This window comes from Ruegeria sp. AM9, from assembly GCF_056540565.1.
In genome coordinates this window covers 331,079-355,594 of the sequence record NZ_JBQFWY010000003.1, presented here as the reverse complement: position 1 = coordinate 355,594, position 24,516 = coordinate 331,079, and the positions used below count along the sequence as shown (strand labels likewise).

The window sequence follows — 24,516 nt, the reverse complement described above, 5'->3', positions numbered from 1 at the left end:
CGACTATTCCACCGTTATCGTAATCACATCAGACACAATCGGCGTGGAATGCGGTACATGGCCCGCATCGCCCAGCACCAGTTGCAGCGTATGCTCACCAGGGGCCAGTTCCAAAGTCACCTCGGTCTGACCGCCGCCGAAATGCAGATGGTTGTCGTCCGCGGGCAGACCGTAGGCCAGCTCATCCGCGCCATCCTCGCCCTCACCCAGCGGCGGACGATCGATCAGCAGGTGGTGATGGCCGGTGTTTTCCTTCTCGGTCCCGGCGGGGGCCACGCCCATGCCGCTGAGGCCAAAGACCACGGTGACCGGCGACTGGACGGTGTCCCCATCGGCAAGGTTCACGAAATAAACCTTCGCGTCAGGGTTGGATGCGGTTTCCCCTCCGGCCAGCGCAAGGGTTGCGGACAGGCACAGGGCAGTTAGGGCAAGCAAGGCTTTCATGAAATCCTCCGTGGTCACAAATTTGCCATGCTCACCTTAGCACAATCGGACACAAACGCCGAAATTCCCTGCCTGTCAGGCTCTGCGGCGATGCCGGAAACCATTGTTTCCGCGTTTCCTATCTGCAAACGATCTGATTCAAATCCCTGATATTATCCCATGTCTGCCCTGTTTCCGCCCAGATTGAAGGCGACAGTCGGGCAACGACTATACACCCGGGGAACGAGAATGGATCGACTTACCGAAATGGAAGCCTTTGCCAATGTGGTGGACCAGGGTGGCTTCACCGATGCGGCCAAGAAAATGGGCATCTCCAAATCGGCCGTGTCAAAGCACGTTTCCAGCCTTGAGGCCCGGCTGGGCGCACGGCTGCTGAACCGCACCACACGCCGCGTTTCCCCCACCGAGATCGGACTTGCCTATTACGACCGCGCGCGCCGCGTGCTGAATGACGCGGGCGAGGCAGATGCGCTGGTGACTTCGATGCAGTCCGCACCCTCGGGTCTGCTGCGGATCAGCGTGGCGACGGATTTCGGCGTCAATCACCTGTCGCCGGTTCTATCGGATTTCCTCGCCGCCTATCCCGACATCACCGTCAACATGGTGCTGAACAACCGCTATGTTGAGCTGATTTCAGAAGGGTTCGACGTTGCCGTGCGCATTGGCGAGCTGGAAGACAGCACCCTGCGCGCGCGCAAGCTGACCGAAACCGTGAAACGCATGGTCGCCGCGCCCAGCTATATCGAGAAATTCGGGCGTCCGCAGAAGATCGACGACCTGAACGAACACAAGCTCCTGCACTACTCCAGCCAATCCTCGGGCAATGTATGGAAGCTGACCGCGCCTTCGGGTGAAAAGCGGCAGGTTCGCACCGCAGGCTGGCTGAGCGTCAATGACGGGCAGTCGCTATTGAATGCGGCCATCTCGGGGCTGGGGATCGCGTATCTGCCCAGCTATCTGTATGCGGACGCACTGAAATCCGGTCAGGTACTGGATGCGATGCCGTCGCTGCCAGATGAGGTGCAGGGCATCTACGCCGTCTACCCGCCCGGTCGTTTTACCCAACCCAAGGTGCGGGCATTCATTGATTTTCTTGTCGAGTCCTTCAACGAAAAGGGCCCGATGGACTGGTAATATCTCCCCCGGTGAACCTCGACGGCCCGCGCATATGTGCGGGTCTTTTTTGTCTGTTCAGAACCGTTCGACCCAGGGCCGCAGGGTCAGTTCATCGCTCCAGGCCGACCGGTCCTGATGGATCAGATGCATGTATTCGCGGGCAATGGCATCCGGATCCAGCATCGAGTCGGGCGTGTCGGCCGCTGCAATTCGCTCGGGGTTGCGGATACCGCCGTCGATATTGACCCAGGCCACATGGATGCCGCGAGGGTGCAGCTCGCGCGCCATGGACTGCGCCAACCCCCGCTGCGCGAACTTGCCCATGGCAAAAGGCGCCGACAGCGGGAAGCCTTTGACCCCCGCCGAGGCACCAGTGAACAGGATCGTGCCCCGCCGGTTGTCGCGCATCGGCTGATCCAACATGCGGCGGGCGGCGACCTGACCCAGAAGGAACGCCCCATGCGCCGTCACCTCAACCGCCTTGCGGACGGTTTCCGGGTCAAGCTCTGTGATCGGGCCGCGTTGCCGGGCCGAAGGGTTATAGCACGCCACCCGCAGCTCTCCTGGTAGGCTGGTAACCAGCGTCGCCACGCCCTGCGCATCCGTGCCATCCAGCTGATGCAGCCTCGCCCCTGTCTCGGCGGCCAAAGGTTCCAGATCCGAAACGTCGCGGGCGGCCAGATGCACGGCATACCCGCCCTGCGCCAATGCCCGTGCGAACGAGGCCGACAGACCGGCCCCTGCGCCAATGATCACGGCCTGCGGCGTTGGTGTCTGGTCAGTCATGTGGGGTCCTTTCGTTTTCGATCGGCTCGCCTGTCTGACCTATGCCACCAAGGTCAATTGACCAGCAAAACCGCCTCGACCCGGCGGTTCAGGTCGCGGCCCTCGGGCGTAGCATTCGAGGTCAGCGGGGCTAGGTAGCCAATGCCGCGCGCCTCGATCCGGTCGGCGGTAACCCCATGGGCCTCGATCAGACGGGTCCGGACCGCCTGCGCCCGCCCGGTGCTGACCGAGATGTTGGCATCCAGCGCGCCGGTGTCGTCCGTGTGCCCGACCAGTGCCAGCCGCATATCGGGGTTGTCGGCCAGATAAGACGCAATCAGGTCCAACGAGGCAAAAGGGCCGTCGCCCAGCGTGATCTCTCCGGTGCGGAAATGCAGATCATCCAGAATCACATGCCCGTTCTGTTCCAATGCCGCTAACAACCCGTCGGACGTATCGGCCGTTTCCTCGATCACCAGCGGCGGCGGCGCTTCTGCGTCAACCGGAGAGACCCGGATCAACTGAATGTACCCGCTGGGCGGATTGCGGCTGACCAGCAGGCTCAGCACATCGTCGCCACGCGTGGCGGACAGAAAACGGTAGTCCTGAATCGCCACATACATATCGGGGGTCGGGACAACCTCGGTTCCGAACCGGAAATCGAACCCGCCACAGGCACGGGCCTCGCATTCGAACAGCACGTCATAACCTTGCGCCACAATCTGATCGCGCAGCGGCGCCAGCAATTGCAGCGTCGTGCTGGAGCCCGATTGCAGGCGCCATGTGATCCGCTCAACCCGCCCCTCGATCTGCCGCACGGGCAGAGTGCCGTCGGCAAACGGTCCAGTGGGCAGATCATAGCTGTCCAGCGGGCTGATCCGGTCGCTGATCTGGCGCGCGCCCGAAGGCAACGTCAACTCCTGCGCAACACCCGGCCCGGCCAACAGCAACAGGATCAGTGAGGCAAAGCGGATCATCGGGCCTGCGCGTGATAGTCGTCGTTCGGAACCATCGCCGTGGCACTCGCAACGCGGTTCGACATGTTGAAAAAGCCGGTCACGTTGGCGATGTCCCAGATGTCACGGTCGGTAAAACCCGCATCCCGCAGGCGTTGACGGTCGGATTCTTCGATCTCGGTGCTGGCCGAGGTCATCTTGGCGGCAAAGTCCAGCATCGCCCGCTGGCGTGTGTCCAAAGACGCGACGCGGTAGTTCATCACCAGCATTTCCCCCAGTTGCGGATCGCCCGACAATTGCCGCACCGCTGCGCCATGAGCCACGAGGCAGTAAAAGCACTTGTTGATCGCCGACACGACCACCGCGATCATCTCACGCTCAAGCTTGCTGAGGCCACTGTCGCCCAGCATGAGGTCGTTATACATCGCGGTAAAGGCGTTCAGCTTGTCGATGTCAAAGGCATAGGCCCGCAGCACATTCGGCACAAAGCCCAGTTTTTCCACGCAGATATCAAAGTACTTCTGCGTCTCGGGCGGCAGCGGGTTCACCATCGGCAAGTCCAGCGCGGTGGGGGCGGATTGGTCAGTCACGTCGGGCTTTCTCCTTGAACAAGCTGACGGTAGTGGTATTCGCCGACAATCTCCATCCCGAGCGCGCGATAAAGCCCGTTGGCCCCCGCGTTTGCCTTGGTGCAGATCACGCTGAGCGTTTCCGCCCCGTTATCCCGCGCCCAGAAGGCGGCGGCGCGCATGGCCCAGCCGCCCAGACCCTGACGACGATGATCGGGCAGGATTTCCAACGCGTGCACCATCGCAACTCCATCGTGCATCGCAACAAATCCGGTTCCGGCAGGCTGATCATTGTGGCGCAGCAACAGGCTGGTTTTGGGGCCTCGCGCGCGCTCCATCACCGCCACCCGCGCGGGGCCAATGCCGCCCTTCGCCCAGATCTCGCGCATGATCGCCAGCGGCTCGGGCGTGAGGAACACCGTGACGCGGGGGATCGACGTATCCGACAGGTGACCGACAGGGCAGGCATAGATGTTGACCGGGTCCAGAATCTGATAGCCGCGCGCGGTCAGTTGCGCATCCAGCGCTTCGTCCCCCGGGCGCAGGCAGAAGATGCGCTTTTGCCCCATTGCCTGCATCGCGGCCTCGGCGGCATCGATATCGGCCGCGCTTGCGGGGGCCAGCGCATTGGCCGCCGACACGCGCGACCCGCCGCCCTGCCCCTGCCGCAGTTGAAACGGCCCCAGCCGTTCATACCGCGCGGCAGGCCAGGTGCCGTCGACGATGTCGGTCCAGTTGTCGCTCACAGATCAAGCTCTTTCGCAAGCCGGGTGGTGGCGGCATCGATACGCGCGCCGTCGGTGCCACGCACCACGACATTGGCGCCAAAAACGCCGTTGATCTGGAACGGGTAGCACCCGATCGACAGGTCCGCGAAATCATTGGCCAACACGGAAAGAGTGGCAGCGATATCGCCTTCACCCCGATCCACCCGCAGGGTTTGCGACAGCAGCGGGCTGCCCCCGGTCAGGCCGGGCAACACACTGGCCACCATCGCCTGAAACACCGACGGCACCCCCGCCATCACATGCACGTTCGCAATGGTGAACCCCGGCGCGGTCGAGACCGGATTGTCGATCAGCACCGCCCCGTCCGGAATGCGCGCCATGCGCAGGCGGGCCTCGTTCAACTCCAGCCCGGATTTGTCGTAATGCGCCTGCAGCAGCGCGCGGGCGTCGTCGCGAATGTCGATATGCGCCCCAAAGGCACGCGCGATGCAATCGGCGGTGATATCGTCATGGGTCGGGCCGATACCGCCGCTGGTGAATACATGGTCGTGGTCATCGGACAGCGCCTTGACCGCCGCCTCGATCGCCGGGGCATCATCGCTGACGATCCGCACCTCTTTCAGGTCGATGCCATGTTTGGCCAGCTCCCCGGCAAGATAGTGCATATTCGCATCGCGGGTCCGGCCCGAGAGGATCTCATCCCCGATCACCAGCATTGCAGCGGTTGGATTTGCCATGGCACGCGCCCCCTCTTGATCGACCGTTAGGGCAGGTATAGGCCCTGAGACATGCGATTTGAAACCCCCCTTGTCCCCGCCCGCCTGATCCGCCGCTACAAACGCTTTCTGGCCGATTGCACGCTGGAGGACGGGCGCGAGGTCACCGCCCACTGCGCCAATCCGGGGTCGATGATGGGGCTGGCCGAACCGGGTGAGAAAATCTGGCTGGAGCCCAATGACGATCCGAAGAAAAAGCTGAAATACGGCTGGCGGCTGGTCGATCATGAAAACGGCCATTTCACCGGGGTCGATACCTCGGTTCCCAACAAAGCCCTGCGCGCGGCGCTGGAGGCGCGCGAAATCCCCGAACTGGCCGCCTATGAAACCGTCCGCCCCGAAGTGAAATACGGCGAAAACAGCCGCATCGACTTTCTGCTGACCCAGCCGGGCCTGCCCGATGCCTATGTCGAGGTCAAAAGCGTCACCCTATCCCGCCAACCCGGTCTGGCCGAGTTCCCCGACAGCGTCACCGCCCGCGGCACCAAACATCTGGGAGAGCTGGCGGCGATGGTGGCACAGGGGCACCGGGCGATCCTGCTGTATCTGGTCCAGCGCACCGATTGCGACCGTCTGGCGCTGGCCGCCGATATCGACCCGGCCTATGCGGCGGCGTTCGAGGCCGCACAGGCGCAGGGGGTGGAGCGGTTGGTCTATGGAACGCTAGTATCACCAGAAGGCGTATGGGTTGATACTGTGAAAGTTTGGGCAACGTCGTAAAGCCAATCAGTTCATGAACCGGAATTCACCAAGATATGTGCCCGAAGATGAACTGAAGCCCCGATACGCATCACTGTTCAACTTTCCGACTGTAGCGCACATCGATTGCCCCTGACGAAAGGTGTTCCATCGGCTACAGATCGCATTGCCTTCCAACCACCAAACGCCAGTATCTTCCCCCAGTCTGGGTACCGTTGCCGCAAAAGTCTGGTCTGCCCGCAACCAAGCGGTTCCACTATAGTGAAACCGCTCGAACTTTATTTCCCGGTCCTCAGCTAGAAAACCCGCCAGTTCGGACCCTGACAGCATCGTGACCTCTTCTCTGCAGCCCGTCAGAAAGATCAACAGCAACAGAAAGGGTCTCATCAAGTACTTCTCTTTGCATGGGCGACGGTTAAATCGAGGCGCCGCGAGGCCATTCTAACCGAACCTCAAAGCCATTTTTTAGTTTACGCCGCACTTCAGCCGATCATGTTAGTTTCTGACCACAGTTCGACATCCAACCCTTGCACAAACGGCTCAAAGTGATCGGCCACTGCCTGCCAGCCGCCGACCGAGGCTGTATTCACCGGCTGTCGGGCCTGCAGGTTACTGGCCGTCCTGATCGCGTTTGCGGATTTGTCCGGCGTCAGCATGGAGTCTTCAAAGGGCAGATCGCAGGTTCGCGCCAGCTCCTGCGCGGTGTTCTGTAGATCGCCCACCAACGTCTCATACCGGATATCGTGAATGCGGCCCGGCAGGACCTGATGCCAGTGGCGCATATAACGCTGATACCGGTTGGCCTCAGCCGCCATCCAGGTCAGGTCATGGGTGTAGTACAACCCGCCCGCTCCGAAATTCGCCCGCCACATCGACAGGGCGATATCGCGCGGGTCGCGCAACACGTTGAGGATCACGGCATCGGGGAAGGCCTGCGCAATCTCGCCCAGAAAGGCATAGTTGCCGGGGGCCTTGTCCACAAAGGCCGTGGCATCCCCAGACAGCGCAGGCAGCTTTGCCATGTAGTGCGCGGCCAGCCCGTTGGCGGCGCGCCATTCCGGCGGCTGCGCTTCAGCCTGTCGGGCCCATTGATGGACCGAGGCCAGCTCTCCCAGACCCTGAACGGTGGAATGGCGGGCCAGAATACGTTCAACCAGCGTGGTGCCGGACCGGGGCAGGCCAACCACGAAAATCGGCCGGGGGCTGCCTGCGGATGACTCAGCCCCGGCAGCGGGCAGAGGGGCAGCCAGCCGTTTGGCGCAGTCTTTGGCGCTGCGGTCTTCCCAGGCTTCGAACCCTTTGCGCTGCAGCTTGTGGGCCTCGGCCAGATGCTGCATTTCCTGCGTGATGTTCTTTTGCCGGCGCGCCAGATTGGCCGCGGCAAACCGCAATTTCACCTCATCCTCCGGATTGGCCGCTGGACCGCGTGCGAACGACTTGGAAATCCGGGTCTGCAGCGTTGCGATATCGTCAAAGGTGAGGTTCGGCAGTCCGGCCATTAATTCCAGCGCATCCGGATGCTCGGGCGCCAGTGCAAGCGCGGCGCGAACATTTTTCAGAACCTCGTCCAATTGACCCAGCCCCAGCTGCGATCTGGCCAGCCGCACCAGGCCGGGAAGGTATTTCGGTTGCTTCTTGACCAGCGCCGTCAGCACATCAACCGCGTCCTGCCATTGGTGCATCGAATCCAGAATGTCCGCCTTCAGAATCTGCGCATTCGGATTGGCAGGTTCGCGACTCAATACTTGTTCGACATCCGCCAGCGCCTGTTCCGGCTGCTGCTCCTGCAACAGGGCCAGCGCGCGGATGAACTGCTGGGCGGGGCTCAGCGGGCCACGCGCGGCGATCTTTTTCAGAAACGTCAGCGCATCGGCGGGATCACCTCCCTGAACCAGACTAAGAGCATAGTTCTGGATCAGTTCGGCATTTCCGGGATCCAGCCGCCAGGCCTGTTGAAAATGGGTCTGGGCCAGTTTGGGTTTCTGCTGCTGCACCGCGCTGATGCCCGCAAGTCTTGGCAGCGCCGCGATTTTTGGCCACTTCTTGGCGGCCTTGGTGGCCCGTTTGAACGCACGGTCCGGCCGTCCGGCCTTGAGAAGTTCGCTGATGCCGGCAATCTCGGCCCTCAACTGGTCAGCTTTTCTTTGCATCTGCCTGCCCCTCTCTGTTTCGTGTGCCCGCCCGGACTTGCCTTGTGCTAGTTCAAAATTACCTGAGGGTCTACATACGATCAGACCGCATACGGGGTGGTGCCGACTTTGCGGACCGACACCCTCTGGTACTTTCTGCACAAGCAGCGTAAAAGGAATGCTGCGCGAAACATTTGGAGCCTCGCATCCATGAAGGAACATCGTGGCCGTCTGACCAAGGACGGTATCCGCATCTATGAACAGGGTGACTTTGCCGGCATGCACGCGGCAGGGGCCTTGGCTGCGCGGATTCTGGATGACATTGCCGAACACGTCTTTCCCGGTCAGACCACCGGCGCGATTGACGGGCTGATCACCCAGATGGTCGAGGACGCGGGCGCAACCTCGGCAACCATCGGCTACAAGGGCTATCAGCACGCCAGCTGTATCAGTGTCAATCACGTGGTCTGCCACGGCATTCCCGGTGACAAGCGGCTGAAGGATGGCGATATCCTGAATATCGACGTCACCGTCATCGTTGACGGCTGGTTCGGCGATACCTCACGCATGTATGTGGCGGGCAAACTGCCGCGCAAGGCCGAGCGTCTGATCCAGGTGACCCATGACGCCCTGTTCAAGGGGATCGAGATGGTCAAGCCCGGCAATACCTTCGGTGATATCGGCCACGCCATTCAGGCCTATGTCGAGGCACACCGGATGAGCGTCGTGCGCGATTTCTGCGGTCACGGTCTGGGCCGGGTGTTCCACGCGCCGCCCAACGTGCTGCACTATGGCCGTCCGGGCACCGGTGCCGTTCTGGAAGAGGGCATGTTCTTCACCATCGAACCGATGGTGAACCTTGGCCGCCCCGAGACCAAGACCCTGTCCGATGACTGGACCGCCGTAACCCGCGACAAGTCGCTGTCGGCGCAGTTCGAACATTCAGTGGGTGTGACGGCAGATGGGGTCGAGATATTTACCCTGTCACCGGGCAACAAGTTTCATCCGACCTATTCTTCCTGATCGACGGCCTGATCGCGCATCAGTTTCAGCAACAGGGTTTCCTGCCCCCATGGCGTGACCGCGTCATGAATGAACACCGGCGCGCGCGTGGGTTTCCGCTCGGGTCCGGTGGTGGCGTCGGTTTCCTGTGGAACAGTCCAGATCGGGAGTTTCAGGGCACGGTCCATGCGTCGATACTAGCATGTCCCGGTCAAATCCCCAAAAGCGCCGGAACCTCAGCCATATCGGTGATGACTTCGGCCCCAAGTTTGGCCAGTTTTTCTCCGCCCCCGTGCGGCGCATAGGCCAGACAGCGCATATTGGCACGGATTGCGGCGGTGACACCGCTGGCGCTGTCTTCGATGACCACGGGCCGCGAGGCGCCGAACTGTTCCGCCGCTGTCAGGAACATGGTCGGGTCAGGTTTGCCCACACCCAATGTGTAGGCCGAGAACATCACATCCTTGAACCGATCCCATAGGCCGTTCTGCCCCAGCGTGACCCGCATTTTGTCAGGCCCGCCATTGGAGGCAACGCAGAACGGCACGCCGCGCTCATCCAATTGCGTCAGCAAGTCCGATATGCCGGGAACTAAAGGCACACCCTGCCGAAGGCGGGCGTCTGTTTCGGCATCGAATTCCGCGATCCAGCCCTCGGGCAGGTCTGCCCCCAGATTGCGGGCGATATCCTGAACTTCGGGCATGGTTTTGCCGGTAAAAATCCTGTGGCACTCGTCCGCCGTCAGCTTCAACCCGTGACGAGCCAGATTTGCGACCATCACCTGATTGGACAGTGGCTCACTATCGACCAGAACGCCGTCGCAATCGAAGATGACCAGATCATGCATTCGGGGCATCGCTCCACATCAGGGTGATATGCGTGTCGCCATATTTGCGGCTGTCCTGCAAGGTGAACCCCTCGGGCGGTTGCATCGGAGCATTTTCTTCCCACACGATCAGGGCGTCGTCGGCGATCCAGCCTTGCGAGAGGGCGGCGATGGCCTTCTGTCCCATGGACTTGCCATAGGGCGGGTCCAGAAAGATCAGACCATAGGGCGCGCCCGGGTTTTCACCCAACCGCGTGGCATCCCGGCGGATCAGATCGGTGCGGTCGGCGCTGCGGGTCAGGTCGATATTCTTGCGGATCAGCCCCTGCGCCACGCGCCCATCATCGACAAAGGTCACATGCGCCGCGCCGCGCGACAGCGCTTCAAGCCCCAGCGCGCCGGTGCCCGCAAACAGGTCCAGCACGCGCCGCCCGTCAAAGTCGATCTGGTGGCCGAGCACGTTGAACAGGCTTTCGCGCACGCGGTCGGTGGTGGGGCGCAAATGTGCGCCCGCATCCCCCTTGCCGACCGAGGCCAAGGCGCGGCCCCGGAACTCTCCGGCGATGATCCTCACGCCTTGAGCAGCGGCTTCAGGTCCGCATCAGGGTTGGCCACGATGGCAGGATCAGCTGTCTTACCCGATTCAATCAGGCGTTTGCCGACCATATAGGCGCGCGGATCATTCATTGCATCCACTGCAATCAACTGATCGCCCTTGTAGTACCAGAAGGATACGGTCTGCCCGTCGCCCTGCCGGGTCACCACGCGGTCATACCCGGTGTTCAGGCCCGCAATCTGCAGTTTGACGTCATACTGATCCGACCAGAACCACGGCGTCGCCACATAGTCTTTGGCCGCGCCCAACATGTTCTGCGCCACAATCTCGGCCTGGTCGATGGCGTTGGGGACGCTTTCCAGACGGATGCGGCCTTCGCCATGCGGGAAGGACGCGCAATCGCCCGCCGCCCAGATCGACGGATCAGAGGTGCGGCCATGGGCATCGGTCTTGATGCCATTGTCCAGCTCAAGACCCGCCATCTCGGCCAGTTGAGTCGAGGGAACGATGCCCACGCCAACAACGACAAAATCGACCTGCAATTCGGTACCATCGGTCAGAACCGCGCCCACAACCTTGCCTTTTTCACCGACCAGACGCTCCAACCCGACGCCTTCGCGGATATCGGCGCCGTACTCGCTGTGCAAAGCCCGGAAATAGTCGCTGGTCTCGGGCGCGGCCACCCGTTGCAGGATACGGTCGGCCATCTCGACCAAGGTCACCTTGACCCCGCGCTTGGCACAGACCGCTGCGGCCTCAAGCCCGATATAGCCACCACCGACGATCAAGGCACGCGCGCCGTCTGTAACGCGGGGCTCCATCTCATTGATATGCGCCAGATCGCGCACCACATGCACGCCGTCCAGATCGCCGCCGATGGCGGAGGGCAGACGGCGCGGGTCTGACCCAGTGGTCAGCGCCAATTCATCATAGGAGATCACCTCATCCCCGACGGTCACGGTCTTGGCCTGCGGGTCAATCGCCGACACACGCTGCCCCAGACGCAAGGTGATGTTGTTCTCGGCATAGAAACTCTCGGGCCGCAGGAACAGGCGTTCCAGCTCCATCTCGCCCAGCAGATAGGCCTTGGACAGCGGCGGGCGCTGATACGGCAGATGCGGCTCGGCCCCGATCAGGGTGATGTCCCCGTCAAACCCGCCCTTGCGCAGTCTGGCGACAAGCGATGACCCCGCCTGCCCCGCACCGATCACGACAATATGGCTCATGTTCCTCCCGCCCTGTCGAATTCCCGTGGTCTCAACCACACGACCACCTATATTGCGGCTGAGCCCGACTCTGCAAATCCAAACGACAGGAGCTTAAAATGATTTCAACAGGTGACATGCTGCCCGACGCCACGCTGACCCAACTGGGCACGGACGGCCCCGAAGAGGTGCGGATTTCAGACAAGACCAAAGGACGCAAAGTGGTGATCTTCGCGGTGCCCGGCGCCTTTACGCCAACCTGCCATTCGGCCCATGTGCCCAGCTTCATGCGCACCAAGGACCAGTTCGATGCCAAGGGTGTGGACGAAATCATCTGTGTCTCGGTCAACGACCCGTTCGTGATGAAAGCCTGGGGCGAGGCCACCGGCGCGACCGAGGCCGGGCTGACCATGCTGGGCGACGCCACATCCGAGTTCACCAAGGCCATCGGCATGGATTTCGACGCCCCGCCCGCCGGTCTGATCGCGCGGTCCAAACGCTATGCCATGCTGGTCGAGGACGGCAAGGTCACAGCACTGAACCTGGAAGAAAACCCCGGTGCCTGCGAAATTTCGGCAGGTGAGGGCCTGCTGGACGTGATCTGAGATCGCATGGCCCCGGGTGACCTCGGGGCCATGAGAACCATTTAACTTGATGCAACGCCCTGATCTGCCGATATTTGAATAATACAATCAGGGAGTTTGTTTGATGAAACTGAAGATCATTACACTCTTGCTTGGTTCTGCGGGGGCGCTGGCCGCCTGCGGGCCGGCACCGACCCCGCAACAACAGGCGGCACGCCAGCATGAGATTGCCTGCCTCAGCGGCACTCTGGGCGGTGCGCTGATCGGTGGCGCCATCGGCAACCAGTTTGGCGGCGGCTCTGGTAAATCGATCCTCACGGCGGCAGGCGCTGCGGCCGGCGGGATCGAAGGCAACAGATACGCATGTTGAGGAGAGCCGGAATGACACGTGGACTTATTATCGCTGCGGCCGTTTTGCTGGCCGGTGCCGCCTCGGCCGAAAACGTTGCCGAACTGCACGAAAACGAGCTGAGAGCCATCGACAAGAACAATGACGGGTTCCTGTCCCGGGACGAGTTCGACGCCTTTGCCGACTACGCGTTCCAGTCGATGGATGTGAACAAAGACAATTCGGTCGGATTGCAAGAGGCCAAGCCGCATTTGGACGAAGATCAGTTTCAGGACGTTGACCGCGACAATGATGGCTTTATCTCAAGGCCGGAATTCGACACCCAGATGAACGACGACTTCCTGTCGGCCGACCAGAACCAGAACGGCCAGCTGGATTAAACCGGACGGCCTCGCGTTTGGCGGGGCCATCCACACGGGGGCGTGCCATGCGAAACTGGGGAATTCTCGGTGTTCTGGGCCTGTTGGCGGCCTGTGACGTGCCACAGGCCCCGGTGGTGACCGGACCAGACGGGCAGGCGCGCATTCAGATCAGCACATCCGGGCTGACCTGTTACAACAATCGCTGTCTGGACATTAATCCGGCTGCGCGCAGCGTGCGCCAGATCGGCAACCGGACAACGCGCATTCCCGGCAGCATCGACGTCAGCAGCGGCACCGTGACCCCGGCCGAATTCGAGCAGATGGGCGTGACCGCCGCATTGGCCGGTGGCATCGGAGAGGGCAACCGCTAGCAGAGACTGTCCATCTTGCGGGCAAGCTTGGCGTCCAGCGCCGACAGCCCGCCCACGTCATGGGTGGCCAGCGTGACCTCGACCGTGCGGTAGACATTGGACCATTCGGGGTGGTGGTTCCATTTTTCGGCAAAAATCGCCACCTGCGTCATCCAGCCAAAGGCGTGGACGAAATCCTCGAAGATAAAGGTCTTGGTGATCGCATCCCGGCCGTCGACCATGGTCCAGCCATTCTTGAACAGCGGGTCAAGCAGCGGGCCGCGGGTCTCAGGCGACAAGAGTTCGGTCATTGCTGTTCCTCCGGGTTCAATTTCCTGAACGGGCCGTATTCCGTCAGGATCTCGATCTCTTCTCCCACTGCGGCGGCCTCGGCGTCCAGATATTTTCGGATCGCATCGGCAAAACCGGGGTCACCGACCCAATGCAAGCTATGCGTGCGGGTGGGCAAATAGCCTCGCGCCAGCTTGTGTTCGCCCTGCGCCCCGGCTTCAACCCGGGCCAGACCATTGGCAATGGCAAAATCAATCGCCCTATAGTAGCACAATTCGAAATGCAGACAGGGGTGATGTTCGACGCAGCCCCAATAGCGGCCAAACAGGGTTTCGCGCCCGATGAAATTCAACGCCCCGGCAATCGGATACCCGTCGCGTTCCGCCAGCACCAAAGCCATATCGTCCGCCATGACTTCCTGAGCGATATCAAAGAATTGACGGGTCAGGTACGGCGCGCCCCATTTGCGCGACCCGGTGTCCTGATAAAACCGCCAGAAGGCATCCCAATGCTCGGGCCGCAGGTCACCCCCGGTCAGCGTGCGAATCTCACCGCCGAACCCGCAGGCCTGCGCCCGTTCCTTGCGGATATTCTTGCGTTTGCGCGAGGATAGCGCTCCCAGAAAGCCGTCGAAATCCGGATATGCGTCATTGAGCCAGTGAAACTGCTGCGAGGTGCGCAGCATCAGGCCCATCTGCTCTCCGGCGATGGCCTCATCCGCGGTGCAGAACGTGGCGTGCAGCGAGGACACACGGTTGTCGGCAGCCAATTGCACCGCGCCCTGGACCAGCGCCGACATGCCCACCGCCTCATAGCCCGGCCGCACCAGAAAACGCCGCCCGGTGGCGGGGGTGAAGGGCACCGCGATCTGCAGCTTGGGATAATACCGCCCGCCAGCATTTTCATAGGCGTGCGCCCAGTTGTGATCGAAGATGTATTCGCCCTGGCTGTGCGACTTGGCATACATGGGCGCCGCGCCGATCAGCATCCCGTCCAGATAGGCGGTCAGGTATTGTGGCTGCCAGCCGGTCCCACGCCCGACTGAGCCGCTGTTTTCCAGCGCCGACAGGAACCGATGGGTGGTGAACGGGTCCAGCGGCCGCCCGCCATCGGCGGCCTCGGGGCAGGCGCAACTGTCCCAGTCCTCGGCAGAAATCTGCGACAGCGATCCCAGAATCTGAACTTCGATTTGCGCCTGATCCATTTGCCCTCCGCGTCTGATCTTAATCTGTGACGGTGGGGGGACGGGTTCAACCCGGATGGGGGGCCAAATAGCCTTCGAAGGTCACATTGTCGGCAACCTCGCGGGCCAGTGCCTCTTGTTCGGGCGACCGCACCGTCCAGCACAGAATCGGCACGCCCTGCGCTTTCAGCTCGGCAACGCGGGGGCGGGACAGATCTGCGGCCTCATGGCTGATGAAACTGGCACCGACCCGGTCGAAATCGGGAATGTTGCGCAGGTGATCGCAGACTTTCTGAGGCAACAACTCTTCCTTGGGCTGATATGAACAGGTCACGATGCCACGCGGCAGATGCGGTGCAAGGCGCGCCAGTTCAGCCACCGAATTGGGGTTGAACGACATCAGCGCCACCGGCCCGTCATAACCCTGCAGCGCCCGTACCGCGTCCGCTTCAAGCGGCCCGACATCGGGGCCCATCGCGCCGTCCTGGTCCTTGAACTCGATCAGCAGCGGCACCTTGCCGCCCACCATCTTTAGCACCTCGTCCAGTGTCGGGATGCCATCATCAGCGTGCAGCAGCTGGGTGGCCTGCGCCTGCGCCGCCGAGATCTGCTGAATCGGCCCCGGCTGCCCGGTCAGGCGCGTCATGTCATAGTCATGAAACACCATCGCCCGGTTGTCCGAGGTCCGCTGCAGATCGATCTCGATCCCATACCCGGCCTCGATCGCGGCCCGAATGGCCGCCCGGCTGTTTTCCGGGCGGTTGTCCGAGAGGTCATGCAGCGCCCGATGCGCGATCGGGGTTTGCAGGAACACGGAAGGCAGGGGCGGTGTCATTGGACCTCGAAAATGCCTTCGATTTCGACGGCCACGCCCAGCGGCAGCGCGGCAGCGCTGACGGCGGAACGGGAATGGCGACCGGCATCGCCCAGCGCCTCGACCAGAAAATCGGAGGCACCGTTGATCACCTGCGGCTGCGCGGTGAAATCGGCGGTCGAGTTCACGAAACCGGTCAGCTTGATCACCCGCACCAGTTTTTCGATATCACCGCCACAGGCCGCCTTGACCTGCGCCAGCAGGTTGATGGCGCAAACTTTTGCCGCCGCCGCACCGGCCTCAACCTCCATGTCATCGCCCAGCTTGCCGGTGATCAGGTCATCATCCTTGGAAATCTGACCCGACACATAGACGATGTTGCCGACCCGCACGAAGGGGACGTAATTCGCCGCCGGAGCGGGCGCATCCGGCAGGCTAACGCCGAGGCTTTCCAGTTTCGCTGCGATGCTCATGAGGTTTCCTCCAAATCTTGAGTCGCGGCGAAGCTAACCGGGACGGGCAATTTCGGAAAGCCTGAAAACGGGGATGGACGTGCCCGACAGGTGGGCGTAACTCTTCTTATTCCGAACAGTTGAAGCGGTGTCGCTTTACCTTGGCCCATCGGGCAGGTTAAACGCTATCTGTTTCATACGTGTTGTGGAACGTATATGTGACCTCGGATTGGGCCGCGCTATGTGGCCATAGGCAGTATTGATTGATAGTTCGGGCCAACGACCCCGAATGGTTTGGAGTGGCAAAGACCGTGTTGAGCAGACCCCGCCTGAAGCACCTGATCGTTCTGTCCCTGATGACAGTCCTGAGCGCCTGCGCCACGCGGGCGCCGGAAGGAACCCCGCCAAACGAGGTGTTCGATCCTTATGAACGAAACAACCGGGGCATTCACAAATTCAATCTGGGCGTTGACCGGTTCCTGTTCCGCCCGGCCTCGAAAGGGTACGTCAAGATCGTGCCCGATCCGATGGTGACCAGCTTCAGCAATTTCGCCGAGAACCTGACCCTGCCCGGGCAAGCCGTGGATTACCTGCTGCAGGGTAACGTCAAGCAATCGGGCAATGCGCTGTTGCGCTTTGTCATCAACATGACTGTGGGCGGGGCGGGGCTGTCTTCGCCTGCTGACGAATTGAACCTGCCGCCGGTCGATACCGATTTCGGCGAAACCCTGCATGTCTGGGGTGTCGGCGAAGGCGCCTATGTCGAATTGCCGTTTTATGGCCCGTCAACCCAGCGGGACGCGATTGGCGTTGTGGTCAATCTGTTCTCGAACCCGATCAATTTCAGCCCCACGCGCCCGGTCGACAATATCGGTGTCTATGCCGAGGTCGTGCGGCGCATGGGTGACCGGGGCCGGTTCTCGGACACGGTCGATTCGATCCTGTATGAAAGCGCCGACAGCTATGCGCAGGCGCGCACAATCTACATCCAGAACCGCCGCTTCGAACTGGCACGCGACGATGAGGAAGCCTATCTGGGTCTGTATGATGACCCCTACGCAGAAACCGGGACCGACCCTGTCAGGGACCCCTACCTAGACCCCTACGAGGACCCCTATGCCGAATAACCATTTGAACCGACGCGGTTTTGTCGCCACTGGCCTGGCTGGTGTGATGCTGACCGCCCTTCCCGCCTTTGCCCAAACCGAAGCCAGCGCCAAGGCTCTGGTTGTCAGTGTGGTGGATGATATCAACCGTGTGATCGCTTCGGGCAAATCCGAAAAAGCGATGATCCGCGATTTCGAGAAGATTTTCGTGCAATATGCCGACGTGCCGATCATGGCGCGCTATGTGCTGGGGGTGGATGGCCGTTCCGCCAGCCCATCGCAGCTGAGACAGTTCACCAGGGCGTTTCAGGGCTATATCTCGAACAAATACGGCCGCCGCTTCCGCGAGTTCATTGGCGGTCAGGTCACCGTGCGCAATGCCCGCAAGATCAAGGCCGGCTACGAGGTGCGCACCTCGGTCAAGCTGCAGGGCTCGTCGCCGTTCGAGGTGACCTTTCTGGTGTCGGACAAATCGGGCCGTGACAAGTTCTTCAACATGTTCATCGAAGGGGTGAATATGCTGTTGACCGAACGGACCGAGATCGGCGCCATGCTGGATGCGCGCGGTGGCGATCTGAACCGTCTGATCAAGGATATGAAGCGGGCGGGGTGACCGGGGCGCAATTGCAAAGATAACGCCGCGTGATTGGGTTCACGCGGCGTTTTTTTGTTTCAGTTCAACCGTTCGCCGGTTTCCTGAGCGAAATAGGACACTTTGCTCATGTCAAAAGCCAGATTCAGCATCTGACCCGCCTGCGCACTGGTTTCAGCGTGCAGACGCGCGGTGACCTGCTTGCCGCCAAGTTCCGAGACCACATAGGTATCCGCGCCCGCCGGTTCGACCATATCGACAAGGCATTCAGCCTCTTGCACGCCTGCACCGGCGCGGAAGCCTGCCTCGGCGATGTCTTCGGGGCGCAGGCCAAGGATCACATCCTTGGGCAGTGACAGGTCGCGGGTATCTTTCAGCACCAGCGTCTCACCCGTTTCGCGCGCGATGGCGATTTCGGTGCCGGATCCGTTCTTGGTCGCCTGCGCCGGGATCAGGTTCATTGCGGGCGAGCCCATGAAATCGGCCACGAACAGGTTCGCCGGGTTGTTGTAGATCTCGGCCGGGGTGCCGATCTGCTGCACGACACCACCTTTCAGAACCACGATCTTGGTGGCCAGCGTCATCGCTTCGATCTGATCATGGGTCACATAGACGATCGAGGCATCCAGCGTCTGGTGCAGCTTCTTGATCTCGGTCCGCATCTCGACCCGCAGCTTGGCGTCGAGGTTGGATAGCGGTTCGTCAAACAGGAACAGCTTGGGGTCGCGCACCAGCGCCCGGCCCATCGCCACCCGCTGACGCTGACCACCCGACAGTTGGCTGGGGCGGCGGTTCAGCAGCGGCTCGATCTGCAGCAGTTGGGCGACCTCTTTCAGCTTAGCGTCCTGAGTGGCCTGATCGACGCCGCGCACTTTCATGCCAAAGGTGATGTTCTTGGCCACCGACATGGTCGGATACAGGGCGTAAGACTGGAACACCATCGCGATGTCGCGGTCCTTGGGGCTGACATGGGTCATGTCGTTGCCGCCGATGGACAGGGTGCCGCCGGTGATCTCTTCCAGCCCCGCAATACAGTTCAGCAGGGTGGATTTACCGCAACCCGAGGGGCCGACCAGCACCAGGAAATCGCCCGGTTCGATCGAGATGTTGATGTCCTTCAGAATCTCGGTCGCGCCGTAATTCTTGTAGAGTTTGTTGATATCAAGGATGGGAGCCATGGGTCTTATCCCTTCACTGAGCCGGCGGTCAGGCCGCGGATGAAATACTTACCGGCAACGACATAGACGAGCAGCGTCGGCAGCCCCGCGATGATCGCGGCGGCCATATCGACGTTGTATTCTTTGACACCGGTGGTGGAGTTTACGATGTTGTTGAGCGCCACGGTCACGGGTTGCGTGCCCGCCTGACTGAACGACACGCCGAACAGAAAGTCGTTCCAGATCTGCGTGAACTGCCAGATGACGGTCACCACGACGATGGGCAGCGACAACGGCAGGAAGATAGACCAGAAGATCCGCAGGAACCCGGCCCCATCAACGCGCGCGGCCTTGGTCAGCTCGGACGGGATAGTGACATAGTAGTTGCGGAAAAACAGCGTGGTGAAGCCCAGCCCGTAGATGACGTGGACAAAGATCAGGCCCGGAATGGTCCCGGCAATCCCCATCATGCCCAGCAGACGCGCCATCGGCAGCAGGACCACCTGAAACGGAATGAAGCAGCCAAACAGCATCAGCGAGAAGATGATGTTGGCCCCTTTGAACCGCCACTGCGCGACCACATAACCGTTCAGCGCGCCCAGCAGGGTCGAGATTGCCACCGCAGGCACCGCGATCAGGACCGAGTTCCAGAAATAGGGCCGCAGACCTTCGCATTGGATACCAGTACATGCGCCGGACCATGCGGTTTTCCACGCCTCGAAGCTGACCTCGCGCGGCAGCGAGATCAGGGACCCGGTGCGGATTTCCTCAAGGCTCTTCAGCGACGTGGTCAGCATCACGAACAGCGGCATCAGGTAATACAGTGCAAACAGGCCCAGCAGGACATAAAGCAGCCAACGCAGGGCAATTTTGCCCGTGGCGCTTTGGGTGCGGGTTTCGGTTTGGGGCATCGACAGATCAGTCATTTTTCGCCCTCAGCTCTGAGTAAAGGTAAGGAACCACGATGGCAAAGACGACCAGCATCATGATCATCGCGGAGGAAGCCGCCTGACCGATATCGCCACGCGAAAACGCCATTGCATACATGTAGGTAGCGGGCAGATCGGTTGCGTAGCCCGGACCGCCACCCGTCAGGGCGATGACAAGGTCAAAGCTTTTGATCGCAAGGTGGGCCAACACGATAAAGGCGGACAGGAAGATCGGGGCCATCGACGGGATGATGATCGCGGTATAGATGCGCCATGTGGGGATGCCATCGACCTGGGCGGCCTTGATGATCTCACCATCCACCGAGCGCAGCCCGGCCAGGAACAGCGCCATCACGAAGCCCGAGCTTTGCCAGATCGCGGCGATCACGATGGTGTAGATGGCGTAATCGGGGTTCACTAACCAGTCGAATTCGAAGTTTGTGAAACCCCAACCCTGCACCATGGATTCAATGCCCAGACCCGGGTTCAAAATCCACTTCCACGCGGTCCCGGTCACGATCATCGACAGCGCCATGGGATACAGGTAGATCGTGCGGATCGCACCCTCGACGCGGATTTTCTGATCCAGCAGGATGGCCAGCAACAGGCCCAGCACCATCGCGATCACGATGAACAGCGCGCCAAAGATATACAGGTTGTTGATTGCCGTATCCCAGCGGGGCGAGTCGAACAGGCGTTCATACTGGATGAAGCCCTTGATCTCGTATTTCGGCAATAGTTTCGATCGGGTCAGCGACACCCAGGCCGTCCATCCGATAAAGCCGTAGACAAAGATCAATACGGCAATGAACGACGGTGCCAGCACCACCTTGGGCAGGTGGTTTTCCAGCCATTCGGACATTTTTTCCTCCGGGAGAAAAGAGGTTCTGCCCCGCAGTATAGGGGCAGAACCGGTTCGGATCAGTAGCTGTTGGCCACCGCGTCCGCCAGTTGCTGAACCGCGTCAGCCGAGGACATGTCCGAGTTGAAATGCGCGGTCACAACATCGGTGATCGCACCAGCCTGCGACCCGCGCAGCGCCATGCCATGGGCATAGGACGGCAGCAGCGACCCGCCGGCCGAGGTTGTTCCCATGTCTTCGGCCGAGATTTTGGCGCAGATGTCGAACGCATCCAATGCCACGTCCGTCCGGGCTGGGATTGAGCCCTTGTTCAGGTTGAACACTTCCTGAAACTTGGGCGCAACGATCAGCTTGGCCAGCAGCTCCTGACCGGCACGATTGTCGTCACCTTCGACTTCGAACATGGCAAAGCTGTCAACGTTGTACAGATAACCGTCGCCGGGGGTCGAGGCGCACAGGAAGTCTTCGCCGGGGGTCTTGCCCGCCGCAAGGAATTCACCCTTGGCCCAGTCGCCCATGATCTGAAACGCCGCTTCGCCATTCATCACCATCGCGGTGGCAAGGTTCCAGTCACGGCCCGAGAAGTTCTCATCCACGTACCCGCGCAGCGTGCGCATCTGGTCAAAGACCTGAATCATCGTGTCCGAGGTCAGTGCCTCGGGGTCGAGATCGACGAATGCCTTCTGATAGAATTCAGGCCCGCCAAGGCCCAGCGCAACCGCTTCGAACACGGTCGCGTCCTGCCAGGCCTGACCGCCATGGGCCAGCGGGATCACCCCAGCGGCCTGCAGCTTTTCAGCAGCAGCGTTGAATTCGTCCCATGTGGTCGGCATTTCGATACCGTTGGCGGCCAGAATATCGGCGTTGGCCCAGATCCAGTCGATGCGGTGCACATTGACCGGGGCGGCGCACCATGTCCCTTCGCATTTCATATGACCGGCAATGGCGGCTGGCAGCACATCGGCCCAGCCTTCGGCCTCGGCCACGCCCGAAATATCGGCCAGAACGCCCTCTTCATACCATTCCTGAATGGACGGGCCTTTCAGCTGGACCGCGGTGGGCGCATTGCCCGCCAGAACCCGCGCCCGCAGCGCAGTCATCGCTGCATCCCCGGCCCCGCCCGCCACGGGCATGTCGGTCCAGGTGCCGCCATTCGAGGCGAACTCTTCCTGCAGAACGGCCACCGATTTGGCCTCACCACCCGAAGTCCACCAATGCAGAACCTCAGCCTGCGGCTCGGCCAGAACCGACGTTCCGGCCACCACAGCCAGTGTCGATGCTGTAGCAAGTGCAAAACGCTTCATTATGTGTCTCCTCCCTAGAGAACTTGGTGACTGCAAAAGCAGCGATGCCCGACATTCTGCGCCCGGGCGGCTGTCTGGCAACGCGGAATCCGCGCCAAACCCCTGCTAAGGTCCAATTTTTCACCGCTTTTGTTACAGCGTGTTACTTTGACATTGAATCTGTTTCCGTTCGTTACAATGCACGATGCCGGAGGCGCAGAAACTGGGAGGACAAGCCGCGTGAGCATTCCGCGACTACTGGTGGTGGATGACGACCCCGAGATGCGGTCGATGATGACCCAATTCCTGCAGCAGAACGGGTTCATCGCCCTGCCCGCCAGTTCGGAAAACGAAATCCGGTCGCATCTGACCGCGGGCCGGATCGACCTGATCCTGCTGGACGTGATGCTGGGAGATGAGAACGGCGTCGAGATTTGCGCCCGCCTGCGGGCCGAGCAGGATGTGCCGATCATTCTGGTCTCGGCGCTGTCCGCCGATCATCAGCGCATGGCGGGGTATGAGGTCGGTGCCGATGACTATATCGCCAAGCCGTTCAACCCGCAGCTGTTGCTGGCCCGCGTCCGCGCGGTGATGCAGCGTGCCCGCCGCACGCCGTCACTGGCCTATCGCCGCCGCACACGCAGCTTTCGGTTCAATAGCTGGATCTATGATGGCAAGCGGGACGAGGTGCACTCGCCCGACGGCTATCTGGTCTCTCTGTCACAACGGGAAACCGCACTACTCAAGGTTCTGTTGGCCAATCCGCATATCCCCCTGACCCGGGATGAGATTGCCGCCGCGCTGGACGTCACCGGCAGCGCCGACAAGCCCGAGGCGCAGGGCCGCGCCATCGACATGCTGGTCGGGCGGCTGCGGTCCAAGATCGAGGCCAATCCGAAAGACCCGCAAATGCTGCGCACCGAACGCGGCGTCGGCTATGTCTTTGCCGCCGAAGTCTCCGTGGACGAGGACGCATGACAGCGCGCGCGCCGCGCCTGCGCAGCCTGGGCTGGATCTGGACCGGGGCGGCCTTTGCCTCGGGCCTTTTGTCCGCAGGGTTGTGGTTTTCTTCGGCGCGCGCCTGGGACGATTTTCTGACCCGCGCCTATGTCGCGGGCTTTGCAGTCTACGAAGAATTGCGGGTCGGAATAACCCCTCCGCCCGGTGTCACGGTTACAGCCTTGTCGCCACAGGCGGTACACTTGGCCGATGCAGGCCAATTCGAACAACTGCCGGGCCTGTCGGACCGCAGCTTTGTCACCAACCTGTCGATTCTGACCGACAACACCGCCCCTTTGGCCGGGCGCGAGCTGACGCTGGCGGTGATGTCCGACCGGTTGGTCTATCCGGTATCCGATATCCTGTCGCGTATCGATCAGACCGGGGCCGAAAAGATGGGCAACCTGACCCGCCTGCTGGCCACCTATTGCAGCGAACCGATCCTGATCGCCCGGTTCGGGCGCAATGACTGGCGGCAGGTGGACGGCACCGATGTCTGGGGCTGCAAGGCCGCCCCCGCCGATCTGCGCCTGCCCGCCATTCTGGCCGCGGTCGTGGCGCTGGCGGTCATCCTGACCTCGGTCGGCAATGTTTCGGATACCTTTACCCGGTTTGCCAGCGCGCTGCGTGATCGCAAACGCCGGGGCGGACCGAACAGCTATGACGCCGATGGCCCGGCGGAACTGCGCGAGATCGTCTCGGCCGTCAACGATCATCTGGATGCCGAGCGCGCGCAGTTGGAAAAGCGCGCCACTGTTCTGTCTGGCGTCAGTCACGATCTGGGCACGCCCGCCACCCGCGTCCGCCTTCGGGCGGCATTGATCCCGGATGACGAGCTGCGCGAAAAGCTTGAGGCCGACGTGGATCAGATGACCGGCATGATCGAAAGTGTGCTGACCTACACGCGGTCCGAGCTGAGCGTCGAAGAACCGCGCCAGATCTCGCTGACCGCGCTGGTCGAGTCTCTGGTCGCCGATTATCAAGATATGGGCTTGCCGGTGACGCTGAGGAAAATCGCCCCGGTCGCGGTCGAGGGCGCGCCCTCGGTCTTCATGTCGCGGCGCGGACACGGGTCTCTGCCGGAAACGCGGCGGATGCTGGTGATGGCCCGGCCGATCTCGTTGAAACGCGCGCTGACCAACCTGATCGACAACGCCCTGAAATACGGCCGTCATGCCGAGGTGCAACTGGAAACCGATGCCCGCACGGCCACCATAACGGTCGAAGACAAGGGGGCCGATCTGTCCGTTTCAGATATCGAAGCGCTGATGGCGCCGTTCCGCCGCGGGTCCAATACCGGGTCCTCGGACGGGTTCGGCCTTGGCCTGACCATTGTGGCCACGATCGCCGAACAGCATGGCGGTTCGCTCAGTTTCGAGGCCGGGGATCAGGGCTTGCGGGCGCATCTGCAAATCACCCGGCAGTAACTGCT

The 24,516-nt window shown here is 61.4% G+C and carries 30 protein-coding genes; 11 read left to right on the top strand and 19 right to left on the bottom strand.

Annotated features, from left to right (window positions below; all coding sequences use genetic code 11):
• Positions 1–3: 3 nt before the first annotated feature.
• Positions 4–444, bottom strand: coding sequence for a DUF4399 domain-containing protein (locus ACR0DO_RS09025; RefSeq protein ID WP_480558069.1), 441 nt, complete (start codon positions 442–444; stop codon positions 4–6).
• 228 nt (positions 445–672) lie between these two features.
• Here ACR0DO_RS09025 and ACR0DO_RS09020 point away from each other — a divergent pair, with 228 nt between their 5' ends.
• Positions 673–1,578: a LysR family transcriptional regulator gene (locus tag ACR0DO_RS09020; protein WP_170444015.1), complete on the top strand. Its 906-nt coding sequence runs from the start codon at positions 673–675 to the stop codon at positions 1,576–1,578.
• A gap of 57 nt (positions 1,579–1,635) precedes the next feature.
• On the opposite strand, the gene ACR0DO_RS09015 is transcribed toward ACR0DO_RS09020, so the two are convergent.
• Genes ACR0DO_RS09015 through ACR0DO_RS08995 form a run of 5 tightly spaced genes read right to left on the bottom strand, consistent with a single transcriptional unit; the run spans position 1,636 to position 5,315 of the window.
• Positions 1,636–2,346, bottom strand: coding sequence for an SDR family NAD(P)-dependent oxidoreductase (locus tag ACR0DO_RS09015; RefSeq protein WP_480558067.1), 711 nt, complete (start codon positions 2,344–2,346; stop codon positions 1,636–1,638).
• A gap of 53 nt (positions 2,347–2,399) precedes the next feature.
• On the bottom strand, positions 2,400–3,302 hold the full coding sequence (locus ACR0DO_RS09010) for an OmpA family protein (protein WP_480558065.1): 903 nt from the start codon (positions 3,300–3,302) through the stop codon (positions 2,400–2,402).
• Positions 3,299–3,871, bottom strand: coding sequence for a peroxidase-related enzyme (locus tag ACR0DO_RS09005; protein ID WP_480558063.1), 573 nt, complete (start codon positions 3,869–3,871; stop codon positions 3,299–3,301). Before ACR0DO_RS09005 ends, ACR0DO_RS09010 begins: the two co-directional genes overlap by 4 nt.
• Positions 3,868–4,596: a GNAT family N-acetyltransferase gene (locus ACR0DO_RS09000; protein WP_480558061.1), complete on the bottom strand. Its 729-nt coding sequence runs from the start codon at positions 4,594–4,596 to the stop codon at positions 3,868–3,870. The genes ACR0DO_RS09005 and ACR0DO_RS09000 overlap by 4 nt, the downstream gene beginning before the upstream one ends.
• Positions 4,593–5,315 (bottom strand): competence/damage-inducible protein A, encoded by a 723-nt coding sequence (locus tag ACR0DO_RS08995; protein WP_480558059.1) that lies wholly within the window; start codon positions 5,313–5,315, stop codon positions 4,593–4,595. Before ACR0DO_RS08995 ends, ACR0DO_RS09000 begins: the two co-directional genes overlap by 4 nt.
• Before the next feature lie 51 nt (positions 5,316–5,366).
• On the opposite strand from ACR0DO_RS08995, the gene sfsA reads away from it, so the two are divergent.
• Positions 5,367–6,074: a DNA/RNA nuclease SfsA gene (gene sfsA, locus ACR0DO_RS08990; protein ID WP_480558057.1), complete on the top strand. Its 708-nt coding sequence runs from the start codon at positions 5,367–5,369 to the stop codon at positions 6,072–6,074.
• A gap of 461 nt (positions 6,075–6,535) precedes the next feature.
• Here the strand turns inward: sfsA and ACR0DO_RS08985 are convergent, their stop codons facing one another.
• Positions 6,536–8,203, bottom strand: a complete 1,668-nt coding sequence (locus tag ACR0DO_RS08985) for a tetratricopeptide repeat-containing sulfotransferase family protein (RefSeq protein ID WP_480558055.1) — start codon at positions 8,201–8,203, stop codon at positions 6,536–6,538.
• A gap of 189 nt (positions 8,204–8,392) precedes the next feature.
• Between ACR0DO_RS08985 and map the strand changes: the two genes are divergently transcribed.
• Positions 8,393–9,205: a type I methionyl aminopeptidase gene (gene map, locus ACR0DO_RS08980; protein ID WP_480558053.1), complete on the top strand. Its 813-nt coding sequence runs from the start codon at positions 8,393–8,395 to the stop codon at positions 9,203–9,205.
• Here the strand turns inward: map and ACR0DO_RS08975 are convergent.
• Genes ACR0DO_RS08975 through ACR0DO_RS08960 form a run of 4 tightly spaced genes read right to left on the bottom strand, consistent with a single transcriptional unit; the run spans position 9,193 to position 11,792 of the window.
• On the bottom strand, positions 9,193–9,372 hold the full coding sequence (locus ACR0DO_RS08975) for a hypothetical protein (RefSeq protein ID WP_480558051.1): 180 nt from the start codon (positions 9,370–9,372) through the stop codon (positions 9,193–9,195). The two genes, map and ACR0DO_RS08975, sit on opposite strands and share 13 nt — an antisense overlap.
• Before the next feature lie 23 nt (positions 9,373–9,395).
• Positions 9,396–10,031 (bottom strand): HAD family hydrolase, encoded by a 636-nt coding sequence (locus tag ACR0DO_RS08970; protein ID WP_480558049.1) that lies wholly within the window; start codon positions 10,029–10,031, stop codon positions 9,396–9,398.
• On the bottom strand, positions 10,024–10,584 hold the full coding sequence (gene rsmD, locus ACR0DO_RS08965; protein ID WP_480558047.1) for a 16S rRNA (guanine(966)-N(2))-methyltransferase RsmD: 561 nt from the start codon (positions 10,582–10,584) through the stop codon (positions 10,024–10,026). Before rsmD ends, ACR0DO_RS08970 begins: the two co-directional genes overlap by 8 nt.
• Positions 10,581–11,792: an NAD(P)/FAD-dependent oxidoreductase gene (locus tag ACR0DO_RS08960; protein ID WP_480558045.1), complete on the bottom strand. Its 1,212-nt coding sequence runs from the start codon at positions 11,790–11,792 to the stop codon at positions 10,581–10,583. Before ACR0DO_RS08960 ends, rsmD begins: the two co-directional genes overlap by 4 nt.
• 98 nt (positions 11,793–11,890) lie before the next feature.
• Between ACR0DO_RS08960 and ACR0DO_RS08955 the strand changes: the two genes are divergently transcribed.
• From ACR0DO_RS08955 to ACR0DO_RS08940, 4 genes are all read left to right on the top strand, one after another.
• Positions 11,891–12,376 (top strand): redoxin family protein, encoded by a 486-nt coding sequence (locus ACR0DO_RS08955; protein ID WP_480558043.1) that lies wholly within the window; start codon positions 11,891–11,893, stop codon positions 12,374–12,376.
• Positions 12,377–12,479: 103 nt separating this feature from the next.
• On the top strand, positions 12,480–12,725 hold the full coding sequence (locus tag ACR0DO_RS08950; RefSeq protein ID WP_170444044.1) for a glycine zipper 2TM domain-containing protein: 246 nt from the start codon (positions 12,480–12,482) through the stop codon (positions 12,723–12,725).
• A gap of 11 nt (positions 12,726–12,736) precedes the next feature.
• Positions 12,737–13,084: an EF-hand domain-containing protein gene (locus ACR0DO_RS08945; RefSeq protein WP_480558041.1), complete on the top strand. Its 348-nt coding sequence runs from the start codon at positions 12,737–12,739 to the stop codon at positions 13,082–13,084.
• Between the two features lie 47 nt (positions 13,085–13,131).
• On the top strand, positions 13,132–13,437 hold the full coding sequence (locus ACR0DO_RS08940) for a hypothetical protein (protein ID WP_480558039.1): 306 nt from the start codon (positions 13,132–13,134) through the stop codon (positions 13,435–13,437).
• Here ACR0DO_RS08940 and ACR0DO_RS08935 read toward each other — a convergent pair.
• The 4 genes from ACR0DO_RS08935 to ACR0DO_RS08920 are packed head-to-tail and all read right to left on the bottom strand — an operon-like array spanning position 13,434 to position 16,177.
• Positions 13,434–13,727, bottom strand: coding sequence for a 4a-hydroxytetrahydrobiopterin dehydratase (locus tag ACR0DO_RS08935; protein ID WP_170444050.1), 294 nt, complete (start codon positions 13,725–13,727; stop codon positions 13,434–13,436). The two genes, ACR0DO_RS08940 and ACR0DO_RS08935, sit on opposite strands and share 4 nt — an antisense overlap.
• Entirely contained in the window at positions 13,724–14,911 is a 1,188-nt protein-coding gene (locus tag ACR0DO_RS08930) for a GNAT family N-acetyltransferase (protein WP_480558037.1), read from the bottom strand. Before ACR0DO_RS08930 ends, ACR0DO_RS08935 begins: the two co-directional genes overlap by 4 nt.
• 46 nt (positions 14,912–14,957) lie before the next feature.
• On the bottom strand, positions 14,958–15,725 hold the full coding sequence (locus ACR0DO_RS08925; RefSeq protein ID WP_480558035.1) for a glycerophosphodiester phosphodiesterase family protein: 768 nt from the start codon (positions 15,723–15,725) through the stop codon (positions 14,958–14,960).
• Positions 15,722–16,177: a RidA family protein gene (locus ACR0DO_RS08920; RefSeq protein WP_170672873.1), complete on the bottom strand. Its 456-nt coding sequence runs from the start codon at positions 16,175–16,177 to the stop codon at positions 15,722–15,724. Before ACR0DO_RS08920 ends, ACR0DO_RS08925 begins: the two co-directional genes overlap by 4 nt.
• Before the next feature lie 335 nt (positions 16,178–16,512).
• On the opposite strand from ACR0DO_RS08920, the gene ACR0DO_RS08915 reads away from it, so the two are divergent.
• A complete protein-coding gene (locus tag ACR0DO_RS08915; RefSeq protein ID WP_170445007.1) occupies positions 16,513–17,283 on the top strand; it encodes an MlaA family lipoprotein in 771 nt (256 codons plus the stop codon).
• Positions 17,273–17,875: a Tgt2/MlaC family protein gene (locus ACR0DO_RS08910; protein WP_170444057.1), complete on the top strand. Its 603-nt coding sequence runs from the start codon at positions 17,273–17,275 to the stop codon at positions 17,873–17,875. Before ACR0DO_RS08915 ends, ACR0DO_RS08910 begins: the two co-directional genes overlap by 11 nt.
• 59 nt (positions 17,876–17,934) lie before the next feature.
• On the opposite strand, the gene ACR0DO_RS08905 is transcribed toward ACR0DO_RS08910, so the two are convergent.
• From ACR0DO_RS08905 to ACR0DO_RS08890, 4 genes are read right to left on the bottom strand one after another with little or no spacing between them, the layout of a single operon-like run.
• The gene (locus ACR0DO_RS08905; RefSeq protein ID WP_480558032.1) at positions 17,935–19,032 is read right to left on the bottom strand and encodes an ABC transporter ATP-binding protein; all 1,098 of its coding nucleotides are present in this window, start codon (positions 19,030–19,032) and stop codon (positions 17,935–17,937) included.
• A gap of 5 nt (positions 19,033–19,037) precedes the next feature.
• Positions 19,038–19,937 carry a carbohydrate ABC transporter permease gene (locus ACR0DO_RS08900; protein ID WP_480558030.1) on the bottom strand — a complete coding sequence of 300 codons (900 nt, stop codon included), beginning with the start codon at positions 19,935–19,937 and terminating at the stop codon, positions 19,038–19,040.
• The gene (locus ACR0DO_RS08895; RefSeq protein ID WP_170401214.1) at positions 19,930–20,802 is read right to left on the bottom strand and encodes a carbohydrate ABC transporter permease; all 873 of its coding nucleotides are present in this window, start codon (positions 20,800–20,802) and stop codon (positions 19,930–19,932) included. Before ACR0DO_RS08895 ends, ACR0DO_RS08900 begins: the two co-directional genes overlap by 8 nt.
• Before the next feature lie 59 nt (positions 20,803–20,861).
• A complete protein-coding gene (locus ACR0DO_RS08890; protein WP_480558028.1) occupies positions 20,862–22,106 on the bottom strand; it encodes an ABC transporter substrate-binding protein in 1,245 nt (414 codons plus the stop codon).
• Positions 22,107–22,325: 219 nt separating this feature from the next.
• Here ACR0DO_RS08890 and ACR0DO_RS08885 point away from each other — a divergent pair, with 219 nt between their 5' ends.
• Positions 22,326–23,063: a response regulator transcription factor gene (locus ACR0DO_RS08885; RefSeq protein ID WP_480558026.1), complete on the top strand. Its 738-nt coding sequence runs from the start codon at positions 22,326–22,328 to the stop codon at positions 23,061–23,063.
• Complete coding sequence (locus ACR0DO_RS08880; RefSeq protein WP_480558024.1) at positions 23,060–24,511, top strand: sensor histidine kinase; 1,452 nt, start codon at positions 23,060–23,062, stop codon at positions 24,509–24,511. Before ACR0DO_RS08885 ends, ACR0DO_RS08880 begins: the two co-directional genes overlap by 4 nt.
• The last annotated feature ends 5 nt before the right edge of the window (positions 24,512–24,516 follow it).